This is a genomic window from Gordonia phthalatica (assembly GCF_001305675.1).
GTDB lineage: Bacteria > Actinomycetota > Actinomycetes > Mycobacteriales > Mycobacteriaceae > Gordonia > Gordonia phthalatica.
In genome coordinates, this window is the sequence record NZ_CP011853.1 from 3,610,166 (window position 1) to 3,628,168 (window position 18,003).

Annotated in this window: 20 protein-coding genes; 2 read left to right on the plus strand and 18 right to left on the minus strand. The window is 67.8% G+C overall.

The features are described 5' to 3' along the window. Window positions 1-2: 2 nt before the first annotated feature. The 6 genes from ACH46_RS16935 to ACH46_RS16960 form a co-directional block, all read right to left on the minus strand. On the minus strand, window positions 3-719 hold the full coding sequence (locus tag ACH46_RS16935; RefSeq protein WP_062393958.1) for a Clp protease N-terminal domain-containing protein: 717 nt from the start codon (window positions 717-719) through the stop codon (window positions 3-5). Next, window positions 712-981 carry a hypothetical protein gene (locus tag ACH46_RS16940; protein WP_062393959.1) on the minus strand — a complete coding sequence of 90 codons (270 nt, stop codon included), beginning with the start codon at window positions 979-981 and terminating at the stop codon, window positions 712-714. The genes ACH46_RS16935 and ACH46_RS16940 overlap by 8 nt, the downstream gene beginning before the upstream one ends. A 341-nt stretch (window positions 982-1,322) precedes the next feature. Further along, entirely contained in the window at window positions 1,323-3,848 is a 2,526-nt protein-coding gene (locus ACH46_RS16945) for an FtsX-like permease family protein (protein ID WP_062393960.1), read from the minus strand. Window position 3,849: 1 nt separating this feature from the next. Continuing rightward, a complete protein-coding gene (locus ACH46_RS16950; protein WP_062393961.1) occupies window positions 3,850-4,533 on the minus strand; it encodes an ABC transporter ATP-binding protein in 684 nt (227 codons plus the stop codon). A gap of 53 nt (window positions 4,534-4,586) precedes the next feature. Beyond that, complete coding sequence (gene cds1 / locus ACH46_RS16955) at window positions 4,587-5,678, minus strand: L-cysteine desulfhydrase Cds1 (protein ID WP_062393962.1); 1,092 nt, start codon at window positions 5,676-5,678, stop codon at window positions 4,587-4,589. Between the two features lie 14 nt (window positions 5,679-5,692). Next, on the minus strand, window positions 5,693-6,022 hold the full coding sequence (locus ACH46_RS16960) for a DUF4229 domain-containing protein (RefSeq protein ID WP_062393963.1): 330 nt from the start codon (window positions 6,020-6,022) through the stop codon (window positions 5,693-5,695). Between the two features lie 219 nt (window positions 6,023-6,241). Here ACH46_RS16960 and ACH46_RS16965 point away from each other — a divergent pair, with 219 nt between their 5' ends. Continuing rightward, entirely contained in the window at window positions 6,242-6,460 is a 219-nt protein-coding gene (locus tag ACH46_RS16965; protein ID WP_062393964.1) for a BldC family transcriptional regulator, read from the plus strand. 402 nt (window positions 6,461-6,862) lie between these two features. Beyond that, the gene (locus ACH46_RS21505) at window positions 6,863-7,033 is read left to right on the plus strand and encodes a hypothetical protein (RefSeq protein ID WP_193392915.1); all 171 of its coding nucleotides are present in this window, start codon (window positions 6,863-6,865) and stop codon (window positions 7,031-7,033) included. A 71-nt stretch (window positions 7,034-7,104) separates the two neighbouring features. On the opposite strand, the gene ccsB is transcribed toward ACH46_RS21505, so the two are convergent. The 12 genes from ccsB to hemB form a co-directional block, all read right to left on the minus strand. Continuing rightward, window positions 7,105-8,121, minus strand: a complete 1,017-nt coding sequence (gene ccsB / locus ACH46_RS16970) for a c-type cytochrome biogenesis protein CcsB (RefSeq protein ID WP_062393965.1) — start codon at window positions 8,119-8,121, stop codon at window positions 7,105-7,107. Between the two features lie 35 nt (window positions 8,122-8,156). Then, window positions 8,157-9,785: a cytochrome c biogenesis protein ResB gene (gene resB, locus ACH46_RS16975; RefSeq protein ID WP_062393966.1), complete on the minus strand. Its 1,629-nt coding sequence runs from the start codon at window positions 9,783-9,785 to the stop codon at window positions 8,157-8,159. Next, window positions 9,782-10,591, minus strand: a complete 810-nt coding sequence (locus ACH46_RS16980; protein ID WP_062393967.1) for a cytochrome c biogenesis CcdA family protein — start codon at window positions 10,589-10,591, stop codon at window positions 9,782-9,784. Before ACH46_RS16980 ends, resB begins: the two co-directional genes overlap by 4 nt. After that, window positions 10,591-11,208 carry a TlpA disulfide reductase family protein gene (locus ACH46_RS16985; protein WP_062395564.1) on the minus strand — a complete coding sequence of 206 codons (618 nt, stop codon included), beginning with the start codon at window positions 11,206-11,208 and terminating at the stop codon, window positions 10,591-10,593. Before ACH46_RS16985 ends, ACH46_RS16980 begins: the two co-directional genes overlap by 1 nt. A 5-nt stretch (window positions 11,209-11,213) precedes the next feature. Further along, window positions 11,214-11,840 (minus strand): histidine phosphatase family protein, encoded by a 627-nt coding sequence (locus tag ACH46_RS16990; protein WP_062393968.1) that lies wholly within the window; start codon window positions 11,838-11,840, stop codon window positions 11,214-11,216. After that, the gene (gene hemL / locus ACH46_RS16995; RefSeq protein WP_062393969.1) at window positions 11,840-13,183 is read right to left on the minus strand and encodes a glutamate-1-semialdehyde 2,1-aminomutase; all 1,344 of its coding nucleotides are present in this window, start codon (window positions 13,181-13,183) and stop codon (window positions 11,840-11,842) included. Before hemL ends, ACH46_RS16990 begins: the two co-directional genes overlap by 1 nt. 141 nt (window positions 13,184-13,324) lie before the next feature. After that, window positions 13,325-14,326, minus strand: coding sequence for a hypothetical protein (locus tag ACH46_RS17000; protein WP_226995660.1), 1,002 nt, complete (start codon window positions 14,324-14,326; stop codon window positions 13,325-13,327). A 79-nt stretch (window positions 14,327-14,405) separates the two neighbouring features. Further along, complete coding sequence (locus ACH46_RS17005) at window positions 14,406-15,290, minus strand: SGNH/GDSL hydrolase family protein (protein ID WP_226995661.1); 885 nt, start codon at window positions 15,288-15,290, stop codon at window positions 14,406-14,408. Window positions 15,291-15,323: 33 nt separating this feature from the next. Continuing rightward, on the minus strand, window positions 15,324-15,983 hold the full coding sequence (locus tag ACH46_RS17010) for a hypothetical protein (protein ID WP_062393971.1): 660 nt from the start codon (window positions 15,981-15,983) through the stop codon (window positions 15,324-15,326). Beyond that, window positions 15,980-16,384 carry a hypothetical protein gene (locus ACH46_RS17015; protein ID WP_335334148.1) on the minus strand — a complete coding sequence of 135 codons (405 nt, stop codon included), beginning with the start codon at window positions 16,382-16,384 and terminating at the stop codon, window positions 15,980-15,982. The genes ACH46_RS17010 and ACH46_RS17015 overlap by 4 nt, the downstream gene beginning before the upstream one ends. A gap of 62 nt (window positions 16,385-16,446) precedes the next feature. Beyond that, on the minus strand, window positions 16,447-17,001 hold the full coding sequence (locus ACH46_RS17020) for a hypothetical protein (protein WP_062393973.1): 555 nt from the start codon (window positions 16,999-17,001) through the stop codon (window positions 16,447-16,449). A gap of 13 nt (window positions 17,002-17,014) precedes the next feature. Continuing rightward, entirely contained in the window at window positions 17,015-18,001 is a 987-nt protein-coding gene (gene hemB / locus ACH46_RS17025; protein WP_062393974.1) for a porphobilinogen synthase, read from the minus strand. Window positions 18,002-18,003: the final 2 nt, after the last annotated feature.

Genomic DNA, 18,003 nt, shown 5'->3' on the forward strand with positions numbered 1-18,003 from the left:
GCCTAGCCGACCGCAGCCTCCGGCAGGAGGGCGCGGACCGCGTCGCGGAGCTTCTCGACGGTGGTCGCCGTTTCGACGACCGCGACGGCCGCCGGGTCGCCGCCGTCGAGGATGGCGAGCAGCGCCCGTTCGACGCTGAGGTCGCGATCGCCGGCGGCACGCGCCGACATCACGGTGCTGCGGATCGCGTCGCGGGCGGCGTCGGTCATCCGCCCGCGGCCTCGTCCACGCGGACCGCGGCGGCCGCGACCGCCATCCATCGGCCCGAACCAGACACCGTCGGGTCCGAACTGCATCTGCATGCCGGCCCCTCCCCATCCGCCCGGTCCGCCATGCGGGCGACCGCGGTGGGGTCCGCCGCGACGGCCCCGCTCGGGACGTCGTCCCCAGCCGTCGGCGAGGTCTTCGCCGAAGCGGTCGCCGACGGCGTCGCGCATCTTGTCGAGGTCGATGCCGATGCTGCGCAGGGCTTCTCGGTCTTCCTCGTAGCGGTCGCGGACGTCGTCGGCGGTGTCGCCGTGGGTGGCCTTCACCGCTTCGCGGGCCGCCGTCAGGGCGAGCCCCTGGTCGGCGAGGACCGCGAACAGCGGGCTGCGCGCGTTGCACAGCATGCCGAGGATCAGGTGGTCGGTCCCGAGCTCCGGGTGGCCGAGGTCTTTGGCTTCTTGCGTCGCGAACATCATCACGGCGCGTGCGTCTGAGTTGAAACGGTCAAACATCGTTGCCGTCCTCTCCGGCCGCTTGCGCGGCCTCTCGATAGGAATGTTTCTGATGCACGGCTTGACGGCTGACTTGGAGGACATCGGCGATCGCCTGCCAGCTCCATCCCTGCGACCTCGCCGAAGCCACATGAATGTCCTCGAGCCGGTCGGCGAGAGTCCGCAAAGCCCGAACGACGCCCAATCCGACCCCCGGGTCATCACTGACCGCGGCGGTGGCCATCGAATCGCCGTCGTCCACAAGCTCATCTCGTTCATGCATGCTGTCAATTTATCTTGACGATCACTGACTGTCAAGAATTATTGACACGTGCCCAACGCAAGAACACGCTGGAACCCTCACACCTAAAAAGATCGATCACCGATGAGCCCCCGCACCGACGACCCGACGCACCTGACGCTCCCGGCAGACAAAAGACGCTAAGACAAGAACACCCACGAAACAGCGTGACCAGGCAGCGCTGGGTCGAGGCCGGGATTGTTTACCGCGACCTCTCCGCAGGGACGAGGCGCTAGCCGAGGAGCGAGGACTGCGGAGCGGAAACAATCCCGGCCTCGACCCAGCGCTCCCGGGCGTTCAACGTCTATGCGATGAGCGCACACTCACTCAGCAGTCAACTGAGAAGAGATGTTCAACCGAGAAGCACGAACAGCAGGAACGAACGCACCGACCAGACAGAGAACAACGGGCACGGCAACGTAGCCGACAGCCGAAAGCACCGGCGAATAAGAGATGTCGATCGACGTCGTCTGGCTCAGTATCCGATCCGCGAGCAGGTGCAGTCCGCTGCCGAGGATGAGGCCGACGACGGCGCCGACGAGGGCGATGGCCGCCGCTTCGCTGAGGACCATGCGGGTGATGAAGCGGCGGGAAGCCCCCATGGCGCGGAGGACGGCCAGTTCGCGGCTGCGTTCGAGGACGGAGAGCAGGAGGGTGTTGAGGAGGGCGATGGCGGCGGCGCCGGCGACGATCCACTGGATGGCGACGGTGAAGGCGCCGGCCTGTTCGGCGCTCTTCTGGGTGGCGGCCAGGGCTTCGGGGCCGGTGTAGACGTTGACGGGTCGGTTGCCGAGGCCGGGGTGGCGGTCGGCGATGGCGGTGAGTTGCGCGCGCACCCTCTCGTGGTCGGCGCCGGGCCGGAGGGTCACTTGGAGGTAGGTGTCGCCGTCTCGCCGGAACCATTCGTGCAGGAGGGTGTTGGAGACGGCGCCGACGCCGGAGTCGATGGCGACGTAGTCGACGGTGTCGCGGACGACGAGTTGGTGGTAGCCGGTGGGACTCGCGAGGCGGATGGTGTCGCCGACGGACACGTCGAGCATGCGGGCGAGGACGTTGGAGAGCAGGACGCCGTCGCCGTCGAGGGTCTGGCGGACGGCGTCGTCGGACGCCTTCTTGATGAAGGGGGCGGAGGCGCCGGGGACGAGTCCCTGGATCAGCACCTTGGCGTCACCGATGTTGACCGACGCCCATTGGCCGCCGACGACGGTCTTCACGTCGGGCAGGGCGCGCACCTCTCGTTCGATCTCGGGGTCGAGGGCGGGTCCGAGCGGAATCGCTTCGGCGGTGCGAGAGGAGACGTAGAAGTCGGGTTCGGCGAGGCCGTCGAGGGAGCCGGAGATGGACCCGACGAGGTTGTTCAGAGATCCGGAGATGCCGACGCCGACGGCGATGGCGACGGCGACGGTCATGACGGTGGCCCAGACGCGTCGGGGTGCGCGTTCGGTGTTGACGGCGGCGAGCCGGCCGGGACCGCGCCAGCGTCCGGCTAGTCCGGAGACGCCGCGGACGAGGGGCGTCATGATGGCGAAGCAGAGGAGGAGGCCGCCGATGGAGTAGATCGCGCCTGCGAGGATCGCGGCCCGACCCTCAATGGTTTCGGCGGTGATCCAGGCGGCGCCGAGGAGGGCGGCGCCTGCAACGCCGCTTGCTATGAGGAGGCCGGTGGCGGGTGGTTCGGCGTCGGACGCCTCTCCGGGGACCATGGCTTCGACGGGGGCGACGGCGAAGACGGATCGGGCGGCGAGGGTCGTCGCTCCGATGCAGGCGACGATGCAGGCGGCGATCGCGACGACGGGAGCGTAGGCGGGCAGGTGGTAGTCGATGACGACGCCGACGGATTCGGACGCGTCGGGAAGGCGACCGATGATCCACCGGCCGGCGAGGATGCCGAGGGGCACGCCGAGCACTCCCCCGATGAGTCCGAGGACTGCGGATTCGGCGAGGAGGTCGCCGACGAGGTGGCGGCGTCGGGCACCGAGCGCGCGGAGCATGGCGAGGGACTGCCGGCGGGAGGCGACGGCCATGTTCATGGTGTTGAAGACGAGGAAGGCCGCGATGACCAGGGACACCATGGCGACGAGGAGGGTGGAGTCGTGGGTGACAGAGTTGGCGACTTCGACTTGCTTCACGCGGAAGGCGGGGTCGACGACGCTTGCCTGCCCGCCGACGACCTTCGCGACCTGACCGCGCAGGTCCGGTTGGGAGACTCCGGGCTTCGGGACGATGAGGATGGAGTCGACGGCGTGGTCGAGTCCGGTGAGCCGCTGGGCGAGGCCGAGGTAGGCGAAGACGAAATTCCCGCCGTTGAGCATGCGAGCCCGACTGTCGGGTACCACGCGAAGCACGGTGACGTCGACACCGGAGATGGTGGTGCTCTGACCCTCGCGGAGGCCGGTGGCGGCACCGACGATGACGCCGTCGTCGAGCCCGCCGGTGTCGAGTCCGTCACCGGAGGCGTCGACGGCGCTGCGGAGGTCGCTCGACAGCGATGTCACGTACATGTCGGAGCCGAGCAGGACGGCGGGATGGCCGCCGATCACGACGGTGCTGCGGACCAGGGGGACGACGGCCTTGGCGCCGGGAGTCTCGCGGCGGAGCTGTCCGGTGAGGTCTGCGTCGACGCCGGAGTCGGTGATTCCCGCGACTTCGACGGTCGCGTCGCCGGACAGGGCCGCATTGAACTGGCGGACCGATTCGGACATCGACCCGTAGGTGCCGAGGACGGCGACGAGCAGCGCCGAGGACACGAGCACCACTGCGAGGGAGGTGACGACGCGGAGCTTGTGACTGCTGAGTTCGCGGAGGTTGAGGATGCGGACGCGCGTCAGTCCGGCGAGGAGAGCGCGCATCTCACGCGTCCCGCTCGTCGATCCTGCCGTCGCGCACGGTCACGATGCGATCGCAGACGGCGGCGGCGTTGTTGTCGTGCGTCACCATGAGCACCAGTCGGTCGGGTTCGTCGTGCGCCACCTCGGCCAGCAGTTCGAGGACGTCGGCACCGGTCTTGGAGTCGAGGTTGCCGGTCGGCTCGTCGGCGAGGAGGATCTTGGGTCCCATGATCAGCGACCGCGCGATCGCGACGCGCTGCATCTGACCGCCGGACAGTTCCGCCGGTCGGTGGTCGACGCGAGCGCCGAGCCCGACGCGTTCCAGGAGTTCGACGGCGCGCGGTTTGGCCTTCGTGAACGAGCGGGAGTCGAGCAGCATCGGCAGTGCCACGTTCTCCCATGCGGTCAGGGTCGGGACCAGGTTGAAGAACTGGAAGATGAAGCCGACGCGGTTGCGACGGAACTCGGAGGCCTCGTCGTCTCCGAGGGCGGTGAGGTCGGTGCCGTCGACCCGGATCGTGCCGGAGGTGGGGGTGTCGAGAGCCCCGATGATGTGGAGCAGCGTCGACTTGCCTGCGCCCGAAGGACCGACCACGGACACGAACTGTCCGCCGTCCAGGGTCAGGGACGCACCGTCGAGCGCGCGGACCGTCTCGGTTCCCATGCGGTACTCGCGCACCAGGTTCGACGCTTCGACGACGGCCACGCTGCTCCCCCTCCGCGGCCGGCGCCGCTTCCTCTGTTCGAACGCTACCGGGTCTACTCCGGCCAGACGCCGGTGGCGAAGAAGTTCTCCAGCGCCGCGGTGTGCGGCGCCAGGTCGAGCTTCTGCTCGGCCACCCAGTCGTCGTTGAAGTAGGTGTGGTCGTAGCGGTTGCCGCTGTCACACAGCAGCGACACGACACTGCCGCCGCGGCCGCGTTCGAGCATGTCGGCGATCACCGTGCAGACGCCCCAGAAATTGGTTCCGGTGGAGCCCCCGACACGACGACCGATCCGCTGCGACAGGAAGCGCATCGCCGCGACCGATGCGGCGTCGGGGACGGGCACCATCGCGTCGATCACCTGGGACACGAACGACGGCTCCACGCGCGGCCGTCCGATGCCCTCGATGCGCGACGCGGTCTGGGAGGTCAGGGTCCCGTCACCGGTCCGGTAGGCGGGCAGGAAGACGGAGTTCTCGACGTCGACGACGGCGAGCCGAGTCGGATGCTGCCGGTACCGGATGTATCGGCCGAAGGTCGCCGACGTGCCGCCGGTGCCCGCGCCGACGACGATCCACTCCGGGACCGGATGCCGTTCGGCCTCCATCTGCTCGAAGACGGACTCGGCGATGTTGTTGTTCCCGCGCCAGTCGGTGGCGCGTTCGGCCATCGTGAACTGGTCGATGAAGTGGCCGCCCAGTTCTGTTTCGAGCTGCTGCGCGACGGTGTAGATCTCGGACGGAGAGTCCACGAAGTGGCAGACGCCGCCCTGGGCCTCGATGAGCCGAGTCTTGGCAGGCGACGTCCCCGACACCATCACCGCGATGAACGAGACGCCGATCAGCTTCGCGAAGTAGGCCTCGGAGACGGCCGTCGACCCCGACGACGCCTCGATGACCGTAGTGTCCTTGCGAATCCATCCGTTGCAGAGGCCGTACAGGAACAACGACCGCGCCAGCCGATGCTTCAGCGAACCGGTGGGGTGCGTCGACTCGTCCTTGAGGTACAGGTCGATGCCGTCGCCGCGAGAGGCCCAGTCGGGCAGGTCGACCTTCAGCAGGTGCGTGTCCGCACTGCGACGGGCGTCCGCCTCGATGAGCCGAACCGCCCGGCTCGACCAGTCGCGGTCGACGGCGTGCTCCACCATCCGGCTCGTCACGGTCAGTCCTCGCCGCGCAGGCGCGCCTGCAGGTCGTCGCGCTGCGCCGAACGCTTGGCGTCGATCTGCGCGATCTGGTCGTTCACCCGCAGCCGCAGCGACTTGAAGATCACGAGGCTGAGCGGCAGAGCGATCAGCACACCGAAGACGGCGGCGACGAGCGGCGGAACCGTGACCCCGAACGCCTGCCCGCCGAAGTAGACGGCGAGGGCGAGCACGACGACGAGGCCGATGCGCGCGACCGAGTAGATGACCACCGCAAGAATGAGACTCCCCATCGTCGCGGGAGCGTGGTCGGCGGACTGCTGAGCGTCCGGCTGTTCAACTGTCATACCGACAAGGGTACTGGCGAGCAGCCAGGACCTGCGAATACACCGTTCAGAGGACATCTTCGGACAGGGAGAGCAAGCGGCCGAATCAGACCTAATCCAACATTACGGACTCTTTACCAACCCCTGACTGTTCGAGCAACCAGCACATATGCGTGTACATGTGGTGTGTACCGGGCGAAACCGCCCTGTGACTCGATCAGTAACCGAAGGGGAGAGAAAATGACCATCGCTGATAACTCCACCGAAACGGGCCTCATCACGCCCGCGCTCGCCACCCAGCACAACCTGACCCCCGGCCAGGTCGCCGCGATGTTCAACGTCAACCCGAAGACGGTGGCCCGCTGGGCCTCCTCCGGCGTTCTCAAGTCCATCCGCACCCCGGGCGGCCACCGTCGGTTCCGCGAAGCGGATGTGGTCGAGCTGCTCAACCGTTCCTGAGCCTTTACGCGTCTTCGTCCGTCAGACCGACGGCGACGCGAAACACTGTTTCCTCGGCAGTCCTCGCTCCTCGGCTAGGCCGTGTTGCGAAAGTCCACTGCCTTGGATCGGTGGATCCGATGGACGGCTGGCAAGGCGGAGGAGGGAGGCATAGCGGTAGCTATGTCGACCGACGACAACGCAGCCAGGCGTTCATCGGGCCGCCGAGACAGGCAAAGGGACTTTCGCAACACGGCCTAGCGCCTCGTCACTGCGGAGAGCTCGGAAATCAGTGTTTCGCGTCGCCGTCGGTCTGACTCTTTTTCGGTAGGGTGGCGGTTGAGCTTCTCGTCTGAGATGTTTGTGGTTGTTGTCGGGTTGCGTCGTATCGTTACGGTTGCGATTCGCTGACTGGAGGTTGTGGTGCCGTACCTGTTCGTCGTGCTGATCGTGTTCGCGGCCGCGTACCTCGCGTGGCGGATCACGCGGACGCAGCCGCACCAGCATGCCGGGCCGTCGCGCGGACAGCAGCCTCCCGCACCGCGCGGACCCGACGACGATCCCGACTTCCTGCGGTCGCTCGACGACCGCTGACAGACTTCACATACGAGAGAAGCCCGGTCCCTCAGGGACCGGGCTTCCTTGCTGTCTGCGTCAGGCGACGATCACAGACCCGCGTACGAATGCAGGCCCGAAACCACCAGGTTGATTGCGAACAGGTTGAACAGGAGGGCGACGAAGCCCGCGACGTTGACCCACGCCGACGCGTTGCGCCAGCCGGCGGTCGCACGGGCGTGCAGGTAGGCCGCGTAGATCACCCACGCGATGAACGAGACCGTCTCCTTCGGGTCCCAGCCCCAGAACCGCCCCCACGACGCCTCGGCCCAGATCGCGCCGCAGATGATGCCCAGACCGAACAACGGGAAACCGATCACCGTGCACTTGTACGCCGTGCGATCCAGCGCCTCCGCGCTCGGCAGGTGATCCAGCAGGCGCCGCATCGACGCACCGAAGCCGGTCGACGTCTCGTCGATCGCACCGATCGTCGGCCACTTGCTCCGGGCCAGGTACAGCATGCTCGCGACACCGGCCACCAGCAGGATGCCGGAGGCGATCGAGATGATCGAGACGTGGATGGCCAGCCAGTACGACTTCAGCGCGGGCACCACCGGAGCGGCCTGCGTGTACAGGTAACGGCCGCCGATGAACATCAGCAGGACCACCGGAACCAGCACGAAGCTCAGGAGCGGACGCGACTCCTTCTTGCGGAGGACCACCAGACCGGCGCCGACGCAGGCGATGCAGGTCAGCGAGATGAACTCGTACATGTTGCCCCACGGGGCGCGATCGGTCGAGACACCGCGGAGCACGATCGACCCCAGGTGTGCTGCGAAACCGACCCACACCACCGGGTACGCCATCGCGGCGAGCTTCTCGCCGAGCGCCCGGCGCGGCGCAGGCCCCGCCACCCGCCCGGGAACCCGATCCGACGCCGCATCGTCGCCACCGGCACCGACCGTCACCAGCGCCTTCGCCGGCTCCTCGAGCTTCGCGTAGCGGGCCGCGGCCAGCGCGCCCAAGAACATCAGCATCGCGATCACGTAGACCGTGATACCGGTTGCGAACAGCTTGTCGGAGTAGCCCGCCAACGTCTCGTTGACGTAGCCCACAGCGTCGTTCATGAACGATTCCTCATCTTCTCTTCACTCCCGAGCAGTCAGAGCTTCGCTCGGTTCTTCGACGCGTCTCCGTCGAGCAGACCGCGTGCCTGCTCTTCGAAGCCGTCGCCCCAGCCCGCCTGATCCGTGCGGGCCAGGCCGGCCACCTCTACTACAGTACGTCGTTCACCGCTGTCGGCAACAGGCACGATTCGCGCCCAGATCCGACGACGGCGGATCATCAGCGAGACCACCAGGCCCAGCACCATGACGATGGCCGACACCAGGACCCCGGTCTGCGCAGGATCGTGCGACACCTGGATCGACACCCAACGTTGGAAGCCGTCGAACCGGACGCGCGTTCCGTCCGGCAGCACGGTGTCCGCGCCTACCGCCAGGTTCACCGACGCCTTCTGCTTCAACCGCCCCTGATCGATCAGACTCTGATCCAGCGAGTACACGTTCTGCGGACGACCGGTGTCCAGGCCGGTGTCGCCCTGATAGATGCGGATCGCGACGCTCGGCTTGTTCGGGACCGGCGACTGCGAGTCGAGAATGTTGCCGTGCGCGAAGACCGCGTCGGGGGCGAACAGCCCCTCGATCGCGATCTGGTTCTTACGTCGATCGTCCTCGTTCGGGAACATGCCCGCCGGAGTGTCCACGCGGACCGCGCCTTCCGACAGCATCGTCTGCGTCGACTGCGGGATGAACGGCGTCGTCTCGGTCCTCGTCTCACCGTTCTTGAACGTCACGGTGAAGGTCGGCGCGAAACCGTTGCCGAGCACATACACGCGGTCGCCGGCGATGCGCAGCGGCCGGTTGACCTGCACCTGCGTGGTCGGCCACTGATTCGCGGGCTTGGTCACGTCGGTGGTGTAGGCCATCTTCGCGTCGTACATGTCCGGCTGGCCGCTCGGCAGGAAGGTCGCCGAGAAGTCGTCGATCCGAATGCAGAACGGCTCCAGCCCCGTGCCGTCGATCATGGCACCCGACCGGAAGGAGTCGTAGACGGCGGTCGACGTGTTGCAGAGGACCTGGTCGCCGTCGGCCACCAGCGTTCGGGTGCCCTCGTAGCCCCACAGCTTGCCGACCGCAATGGTGATCAGCAGCGACAGCAGCGCGAAGTGGAAGACCAGGTTGCCGAACTCGCGCAGGTAACCCTTCTCCGCCGACACCTCGACGGCACCCTCCGGGTACCGGGTCGACGGCTCCACCGTCCGCACCTCGGTGCGCCAGCCCCGCAGGTTCTTCCGAACGCGCTCGCCGATCTCGTCGGGCGTGCCGTCGACGGTCTCCTCGATGTGCCGGGGCAGCCGCTTCAGGTTGCGGGGCGCCTTCACCGGCTTGGCGCGCAAGGCCTTGTAGTGCTCGACGGTGCGCGGAGTCAGGCAGCCGACCAGCGACACGAACAGCAGCACGTACACGGCGGTGAACCAGCTGGACTGGAAGACGCCGAACAGCTGCAGCTTGTCCATCACGGTGCCGAGGGTGCCGTGGTCCTTGATGTAGTCAAGGGTCTTCTGCTCGTTCAGCTCACGCTGCGGCAGGAGGGCACCCGGGATCGCGGCCAGCGCGAGCAGGAACAGCAGTGCCAGCGCGGTGCGCATCGACGTCAGACCGCGCCACGCCTTGCGGAGCGGCGTCACGACGAAGCGCTGCAGCGCTGCCGGGCGGGCGGACTCGGTCATACCTTCAACTCCCAGTCACTGATCATGGAGATTCGGATCCAGTCGACGAACTCGTTCCACCAACCCGTCACCAGCATCATGCCGACCGCGATCAGCAGGACGCCACCGACGATCTGGATGGTGCGGGCGTGCCGTCGGACGAAACCGAGGCTGCGGACCGCCCACGCGGACGAGAACGCCAGGATCAAGAACGGGATGCCGAGGCCCAGGCAGTAGGCGGTCACCATCAGCGCCCCGCGGATCGGGGTATTGCCCTCGGTGCTCATGGCGACACCGATCACGGCGCCGAGAGTCGCACTGCTGCAGGGGATCCAGCCGATCGCGAAGACCGCGCCCAGGATCGGGGCGCCGATCAGGCCGGTGTACCGGCGCGGGGTCATGCGGCGGTCGCGCTGCAGGAACGGGATCATCCCGATGAAGACCAGGCCCATCACGATCGTCAGGACGCCGCCGATGCGCTGCATCAACTGCAGGCGGTCGGTGTTGAGGAAGACGGAGGTGACACCGAACAACGCGGCCGTCGCCAGCACGTAGACGACGGTGAAGCCGAGGACGAACAGTCCTGCAGCGCCGACCACCCGCCAGCGGCCCGACTTGCGCTCCTCCCCCGCCGAGACCGCGGGAGCCTCCGCACCGACGAGTCCCGCCAGGTACGACAGGTAGCCGGGCACCAGAGGGACCACGCACGGCGACGCGAAGGAGATCAGACCGACCAGGATGCACACGCCGAGCGCGAGCAGGAGCGGTCCGCTGGTGACGGTGGAGACGAAGGCCTCGCGCGTATCAGCCAGGATCAGTTCGTTCATCACTTCGCCGGGCTCTCCGCCGCCACCTTCAACACGGCGTCGCGGAGCTCGTCTTCGGTGATGGCGCGCAGGAACAGCTTCGCGGGTCGATGCTGTCGGTCCAGCACCACGGTGGTCGGGACGACGCCGACCGGCACGCCCAGCGCGGCGAGCGTGGCGCCGCCGTAGTCGTAGATGGAGCGGTACGGGACCTTGCGGTCCGTGACGAAATCCTTCGCGCTGTTGCGGGAGTCGCGGAAGTCGATGCCGACGAAGTCGACGCCCTTGTCCTTGGTCTCCTCGTACACGTTCTCCAGGTCGCGGAACTCGGTCCGGCACGGCGGGCACCAGGACGCCCACACGTTGACGACGAGGACGTTGCCCTTGTACTCCGACAGCTTCACGGTGCCGTCGCCGAGGAGGTCCTCACCCTCCACGTCGCCGATGTCGCGGCGATCGCCCGGTGCGTACTCGATGACGGTCTTGCCGTCGGGCGAGACGAACTGGTTGCCGCGGTTCTGCGAGACGGCGTCGTTGCCGGTGCTGCAGGCGGTCAGCATCGACGCCGCAGCGAGGATCGCGCACAGCACGGCGACGATCCGCCGTCGCCCGCTGCCCACGCGCCGAAGGTCACCCATGCCGGTCACGCTCCGGTGATTCGCGGATCCGAAGCGCCGGCGGGTTCGGAGTAGACGATGTCGACGAGCGCGTCGTCGTCGTAGATCAGGGTGGTCAGCGACGCCAGCGAGCACTGCCGCACGCGGGGGTCGTGCCAGAGGCGCTGGCCTTCGAGGAATCGACGCAGCGTGTAGACGGGCAGCTGGTGGCTCACGCAGATGGCCTCGTGGCCGCGGGCCGCGTCGCGCGCGGTGTTGGCGGCGGCCAGCATGCGGTGCGCGATCTGGATGTACGGCTCGCCCCACGACGGGGTGAACGGGTCGCGCAGCTTGAGCCAGTGGCGCGGCTTGCTGAGGGCGCCGTCGCCCACGGCCACCTTGAGTCCCTCGAACTGGTTGTCGGCCTCGATGAGGTCGTCGTTCGTGGTGATCTGCAGCTTGTGCGCGGTGGCGATCGGCGTCGCGGTCTCCTGCGCGCGCTGCAGCGGCGACGCGAAGACGTGGCTGATGTCGTGGTCGGCCAGCACGTCGGCGACCGCCTGCGCCTGTGCGACGCCGGTGTCGGACAGGTGGTAGCCCGGCAGACGGCCGTACAGGATGCCCTCGGGGTTGTGCACCTCGCCGTGGCGCATCATGTGGACGATCGTCTTCATCAGGCTTCCTTCGCGGGGTCGGTGGCGGCGGCCGCGGCTGCGGCGGCTGCGGGGAGGGCGTCGGCGATGATCGAGAAGGCATCGTCGTCGAGCGCGGCGGATACGAACCAGGCTTCGAAGGCACTCGGCGGCGCATACACGCCGCGGGCCAGCAGCTCATGGAAGAAGGGCGCGAAACGCCAGGTCTGCGTGGCCTTCACGCCGTCGTAGTCGACGATCGGCTCCGTCGAGTCAGTGAAGAACACGCTGAACAGGTTGCCTGCGTGCTGAACGCGGTGCGCCACACCGGCTTCGGTGAGCGCCTCGCTGAACATCCGCTGCAGGCGCTCGGAGTTGGCGTCGAGCGCGGCGTAGACGTCGGCGGTCGCGTTGCGGAGTGTGGCGAGTCCCGCGGAGACGGCGACGGGATTCCCGGAGAGGGTGCCCGCCTGGTAGACGGGTCCGGTGGGCGCGAGGTGCTCCATGATGTCGCGACGGCCGCCGAAGGCCGCAGCGGGCAGACCACCGCTCATCACCTTGCCGAACGTGTAGAGGTCGCCGGCGACACCGTCGAGCCCGTAGTGTCCGGCCGGGCTGACGCGGAAGCCGGTCATCACCTCGTCCATGATCAGCAGTGCGCCGTTCTCGGCGGTCACGCGACGCAGGCCCTCGTTGAAGCCGGCGACCGGTGCGATGGCGCCCATGTTGCCCGCGGCGGCCTCGGTGATGACTGCGGCGATGTCCCCACCGTGTTCGGCGAAGACCCGCTCGACGGCGGCGATGTCGTTGTAGGGCACGACGATCGTGTCGTGCGCGGCGGCTCCGGTGACGCCCGGCGACGTCGGCAGGCCGAGGGTCGCGACGCCCGAGCCGGCGTCGGCCAGGAGCGCGTCGACGTGACCGTGGTAGCAGCCGGCGAACTTGACGATCTTGCTGCGGCCGGTGAAGCCGCGGGCCAGGCGGACCGCCGACATCGTCGCCTCGGTGCCCGAATTGACCAGGCGCACACGAGAGACGGGGTCGACGCGGTCGATGATCTCCTCGGCCAACTCGATCTCACCCGCGGTCGGAGCGCCGAACGACAGGCCGGTGGTCGCGGCCTTCTGAACGGCCTCGACGATCGCCGGGTGCGCGTGTCCGAGGATCATCGGCCCCCAGGAGCACACCAGGTCGACGTACTGGTTGCCGTCGGCGTCGGTCAGCTTCCAGCCCTTGGCCTCGGTGATGAACCGCGGCGTTCCGCCGACCGCCGAGAACGCGCGGACCGGGGAGTTCACGCCCCCGGGGATCGCTCGCGTCGCCCGTTCGAATAGTTCTGCACTGACGGCAGTGTTCACCGCGGGGACATCGAGAGGCTGGGACATGTCCTCCAGTGTTCCAAAACCTGGTCCCCCTGCCCAATCGCTGCCTCGTACATCACACCTCTGAGACGCCTCTGCAACGCTTATGCCGTACTCCTGTCCCAACATAGGGGACGGGAATACGGCATAAGCGCCTGGCGACGATCAGATGCCGCAGTCGGGACCGCAGCGCTTGACGTGTCCGGTCCAGCCGGCGTCGCGGAAGATCCTCCCGAGCTTCGCCGCCGTCGAACACGCCCGACCGAAGACCTGACCATAGCCCAGTCGTTGGGATCGCTTCTTCTCGAAGGCCGCCGCATCAAGGTCTCGCTCCATGTCCAAGTCGCGAGCACGGGCGTTGTCGTGGCACAGGCGGCCGTCGAGCTCGACGATCCAGTCCAACTCCGGGTATTCGACGTCGCGAAAACCGGAGCGCCCGGACTCGGTCGGTGTCTGGCGGATCCCTTTCGGCAGTCCGTGAGCGCGTTCGACCTTCGTCAGGTATTCGTGCTCGAGGACCGAGCAGGTCCCATCGCGGACGTTGAGCAGCACATCCCGCAGGAATTTCCGTCTTGGCATGCGCATCCGACGGTCGAGGGCGGCGATCAGCCGATCAGCCGTCGTCGTGCGTGCCTGAACCACATCAGCCAGGACGGCGATCGCCTCGAGGTCGTCGGCTCCAGCCGCTGCGACGTCGAGAGCCGCCTCCTCGAGCCGCATCCTCGGTGGATGCGTCCGCATCAAGGCGCGTTCGCCGAAGTGCCTGCTGTAGTGCACGACGATCCCCGGCCGGGCCGGTACCCGACGCGAGGCGTCGACGACGATGTGGATCGGTTCGTCATCGCGCCCTTGGTAATACTTCGGATTCGCAGCCCGAAGCGCCGACCGGTGACTCAACGCCGCCGGCTGCGCATCGAGTACCGCGCACCACGCCCGTTGACGCCACGTCAGCGGACCCGTGTGATTCACACAGACGCCCGGGTACACAGCAACCCACGCTCGTCGCCTGACCTGGCGCCGGAAATACGCCCGCCCGGGCCCCACTTCCATGACCTGCGCCTTGGTGATGACGCCGTCCTGCAGTCGCAGTATCCGATCGACTTCCGCTTCCTGATCCCCCATGAAACAATCTTCACGCAAAACGGACACCACTGCGGAGGGTTCCACTCCCCTGTGGATAACTCGGCAATTCGGCTTATGCCGTACGTCTGTCCCAACATAGGGGACGTCGATACGGCATAACCGCTCAGCGCAACACGCTCTCCACTGCGTCGGCGATGGCGCGCTGGCCGAGGACGTTCGGGTGCATGACGATCGGGGAGTCGGCACCGATCTGAGGTTCCACCCAGCGCATCCCCTTCGGGGAGCAGGCCTCGTGGCCGACGGAGCGGGCGGCCATGTCGACGAAGGTCGCGCCGGTCCGCTGCGCGGCGGACGAGATCGCGCGGTTGAGGGCGGTTTGAACGCCGTGGACGAAGGTGACGTCGCCGTCGGCGATCCCGACGGCGGGCCGGCACGACGTCCGCGCGGGCATCAGCCACGGATACCCTGCGACGACGACCTGCGCGTTCGGGGCCTTGGCACGGATCTCGCTGAGGCCGCGTGCGACGTCGGCCTCGGTCTTCTCCGCGATGGTCCGGACCGGTTCGGCACCGAATTCGGTCCGACACGGAGAACCGGTGGGATCATCGGTCGCCAGGCGCGTGCACTCCCCCACCATCGTCGCGTAGACGGCCGAGTCGTTGCCGCCGATCATCAAAGTCACATACGACGCGTCCGGCGTCACCGCATCGAGTTGCGGACGCACACCGTCGTACTGGGATCGCGTGAGATCCTCGGTGGTCGCGCCCGCGCAGGCGACATCTGTCACGCGCAGGTTGCGCCGCTGGGCCAGCAGCTCCCCGAAGTTCTGCTGCGAACGTTGGCAGGTGAACGGCGAGTCCTCGACGAGCGGCGACGTCCCGGCCCCGGAGGCGTAGCTGTCGCCGAGATGGACGAGCTCGACGCGAGCGTCGTGCGGCTTCTCGGCGCGGTCGACGGGCTGAGGGTCGCGGGGCGTCGCGTCGATCATCCAGATCGCTCCACCCACCGCCAGCGCGAGGACGGCCACCACCGACAATCCCAGCACCACAGCCTCGCGAAGTCTCCCCCAGTCAGCCAAACGCTACTTCTTCCCCTTCGGAGGCAACCCCATCTTGATGGCCATGTGCGCCTCGGTGAGTTCGATTCTCAATCGGCCGACGTCCTGCGCCCAGGCCTGCGCCAACCGGCCGTTAGCCAGCCGCACACCGATTCCCTTGCGTCGCCGCGGGACCGCGTGCAGCTCGCCGAGAGCGGGAGCGCTCTCCCAGTCCTGCGTCTCGCTGCCGTTGTTCTCCGGGAAGATCTTCACGATGTCGGCGATCTCGATGGTCTCGCGCCCCTGTCGCAGGGTCCGCTCCGTCAACCGCATCGACACGTGCTGCTCGGCCGCGACCTTCTGCATCCACGAGAACCCGACCAGGATGGAGCCGAAGATCAGCATCGCCACCCAGTGGATCGGACCGCCGCCGATGATCTCCATGATCAGGATCGTGGCGACCAGGCACGGGCCGATCGCCACCACCCACCAGCTGCCGCCGCGTTCGTACAGCAGCGTCTCGCCGGGGTCGACGGGCAGGTCGGACTTGTGCTTCTTCCGCGGATTCAGGGTCGCCGCGGCCGCCTCGTCGGTGGCGGCGTCAGCGTCCGCCGCGTCGGAAGCCGTGGTCTCGGACTCGATGTCCGCATCGTCGACGTCGGCGTCGACCGCGTCCTGGGTCTTGTCGTCGGGCGCGTCGGTCACCGGTCGGAGTCCTCCGGATCCTCGGGCGGGCAGTCGCCGAGCTTGCACTTGAACCAGCGGTCGGCCGGCGGGCGGTAGGCCAGCACCGAACCGAATAGGCCCACCACTGCGACTGCCAACACGATCGCGAGTCCCGCGCTCTGGAAGCCGATGGTCAACGGCAGCAGCATCGCCACGACGACGCAGGTCAGCGCCGACAGCGACGACCGCCACTGGACCGCACCGCGATAGGTCTTGGCACCGAGCAGCAGGTAGACGACGCCGAGGATGGCGATGAGGAAGTCGAGGGCAAGCACACCGAAGTCGAACCCGAGGCTCACCGCATCGGCGACGACGCCGAAGGCGCCGAGCGCGATCAGCAGTCCGCCGGCGATCATCCACAGGCGGAGTGCCCATACCACCTGCGTCGGCCGGTCCCTGGGGTCCGGTCGGGGTGGTCTCTGTCGTGCGGGCACTTCAATCATCAGAACCCATTCTGCCGTCTGCCGGCTCGGAATGCTGCTGCCTCACGGCAAAAGGTCGCGCTGTCGCGGTGCATCAGCGCGGTCAGAGCACCGACCGCGCACACGCCGCCGAGGATCGTCGGGACCATCGCCCAGGCCGGAGACTCCGGGAGCGACGAGTCGGTCTGCGTGTCCATGAACAGCGCGGCGACGGCGAAGACCAGGTTGACGGTGACGAAGGCGCTCGCCCACCCGAGCACCAGCCGCGCCCACGTGTAGCCGCGGTAGGTGAACCGCATCAGCACGCCCGCGATCGCCGTCAGGATCAGGGCGAGAATAACCATGCCCGCGATGAAGGTGGCGTCGGTGTTCGCGGCGAGGGCGGCGTCGTCGAGCTTCTTGCTCGCGTCGTCCATCTGCCGGTCGAAGTCGGCGCGCAGCACGTTCCAGTTCGCCACCATCGCGAGCAGTTGGAAGGCGATCACGCCGAACCACAACTGCACTGCGAAGCGGACGCTGTCGGGTCGTTTCGGCCTCGCGACAGGGTCTTCGCTCGGTAGTCCGGGAGCGGTCATGCCTCCAGCCTAATCACGCGCGCGACAGTCGCCGCGCAACGTCGGGGGCCGCGTACGTGAGAATGATCGACGCACCCGCGCGCGCGATCGACAGGAGCGACTCGTCGATCGCCCGGTCGAAGTCGATCCAGCCGCGTTCGCCCGCGGCCGCCATCATCGCGTACTCGCCGCTCACCTGGTAGGCGGCGACGGGTGCGTCGGTGCGGTCGGCGACGTCGCGGACGATGTCGAGGAAGCTCATCGCCGGCTTCACCATGACGATGTCGGCGCCCTCCTCGAGGTCGGCGAGCAGCTCGCGCGCCGACTCCAGGCGGTTGGCCGGATCCTGCTGGTAGGTGCGGCGGTCGCCCTGGAGCGACGAGCCGACCGCCTCGCGGAACGGACCGTAGAACGCGGACGCGTACTTGGCGGTGTACGCCAGGATCGTGGTATCGATGAAACCCTCGGCGTCGAGCGCGTCACGGATCACCGCCACCTGGCCGTCCATCATCCCGCTCGGGCCGACGACGTGCGCCCCGGCTCGCGCCTGCGAGAGCGCCAGCTCCGCGTACAGCGCGTTGGTGGCATCGTTGTCGACGACGCCCGACTCGGTCAGGACGCCGCAGTGTCCGTGGTCGGTGAACTCGTCGAGGCAGGTGTCGGCCATGATGACGGTGTCGTCACCGAAGTCGGCGCGCAACGCGGCCAAACCGCGGTTCAGGATGCCGTCTGGGCGGGCGCCGACCGAACCGGTCGCGTCCTTGTCCTCGGGCTTCGGCACACCGAACAGCATGAGTCCGCCCACGCCCGCGGCGACCGCATCCGCCGCAGCAGCACGCAGCGAGTCGACGGTGTGCTGCATCACGCCCGGCATGGAGCCGATCTCCTGCGGTGCGTCGATGCCGTCGGCGACGAACATCGGCAGCACCAGCTGCGACGGATGCAACCGTGTCTCCGCCACCAGCGCCCGCATCGCTGCGGACTGACGGAGTCGGCGAGGACGAACGATGGGGCCGGTCATCG

Coding starts and splice junctions, on each gene's coding strand:
- ACH46_RS17020 (WP_062393973.1), bottom strand. CDS start 17,001: ATGACCGCTCCCGGACTACCGAGCGAAGACCCTGTCGCGAGGCCGAAA.
- ACH46_RS16980 (WP_062393967.1), bottom strand. CDS start 10,591: ATGAACGAACTGATCCTGGCTGATACGCGCGAGGCCTTCGTCTCCACC.
- hemB (WP_062393974.1), bottom strand. CDS start 18,001: ATGACCGGCCCCATCGTTCGTCCTCGCCGACTCCGTCAGTCCGCAGCG.
- ACH46_RS16945 (WP_062393960.1), bottom strand. CDS start 3,848: ATGCGCGCTCTCCTCGCCGGACTGACGCGCGTCCGCATCCTCAACCTC.
- ACH46_RS16965 (WP_062393964.1), top strand. CDS start 6,242: ATGACCATCGCTGATAACTCCACCGAAACGGGCCTCATCACGCCCGCG.
- ACH46_RS16960 (WP_062393963.1), bottom strand. CDS start 6,022: ATGACAGTTGAACAGCCGGACGCTCAGCAGTCCGCCGACCACGCTCCC.
- ACH46_RS16940 (WP_062393959.1), bottom strand. CDS start 981: ATGCATGAACGAGATGAGCTTGTGGACGACGGCGATTCGATGGCCACC.
- ACH46_RS16985 (WP_062395564.1), bottom strand. CDS start 11,208: ATGGGTGACCTTCGGCGCGTGGGCAGCGGGCGACGGCGGATCGTCGCC.
- resB (WP_062393966.1), bottom strand. CDS start 9,785: ATGACCGAGTCCGCCCGCCCGGCAGCGCTGCAGCGCTTCGTCGTGACG.
- ACH46_RS16990 (WP_062393968.1), bottom strand. CDS start 11,840: ATGAAGACGATCGTCCACATGATGCGCCACGGCGAGGTGCACAACCCC.
- ccsB (WP_062393965.1), bottom strand. CDS start 8,121: ATGAACGACGCTGTGGGCTACGTCAACGAGACGTTGGCGGGCTACTCC.
- hemL (WP_062393969.1), bottom strand. CDS start 13,183: ATGTCCCAGCCTCTCGATGTCCCCGCGGTGAACACTGCCGTCAGTGCA.
- cds1 (WP_062393962.1), bottom strand. CDS start 5,678: ATGGTGGAGCACGCCGTCGACCGCGACTGGTCGAGCCGGGCGGTTCGG.
- ACH46_RS16935 (WP_062393958.1), bottom strand. CDS start 719: ATGTTTGACCGTTTCAACTCAGACGCACGCGCCGTGATGATGTTCGCG.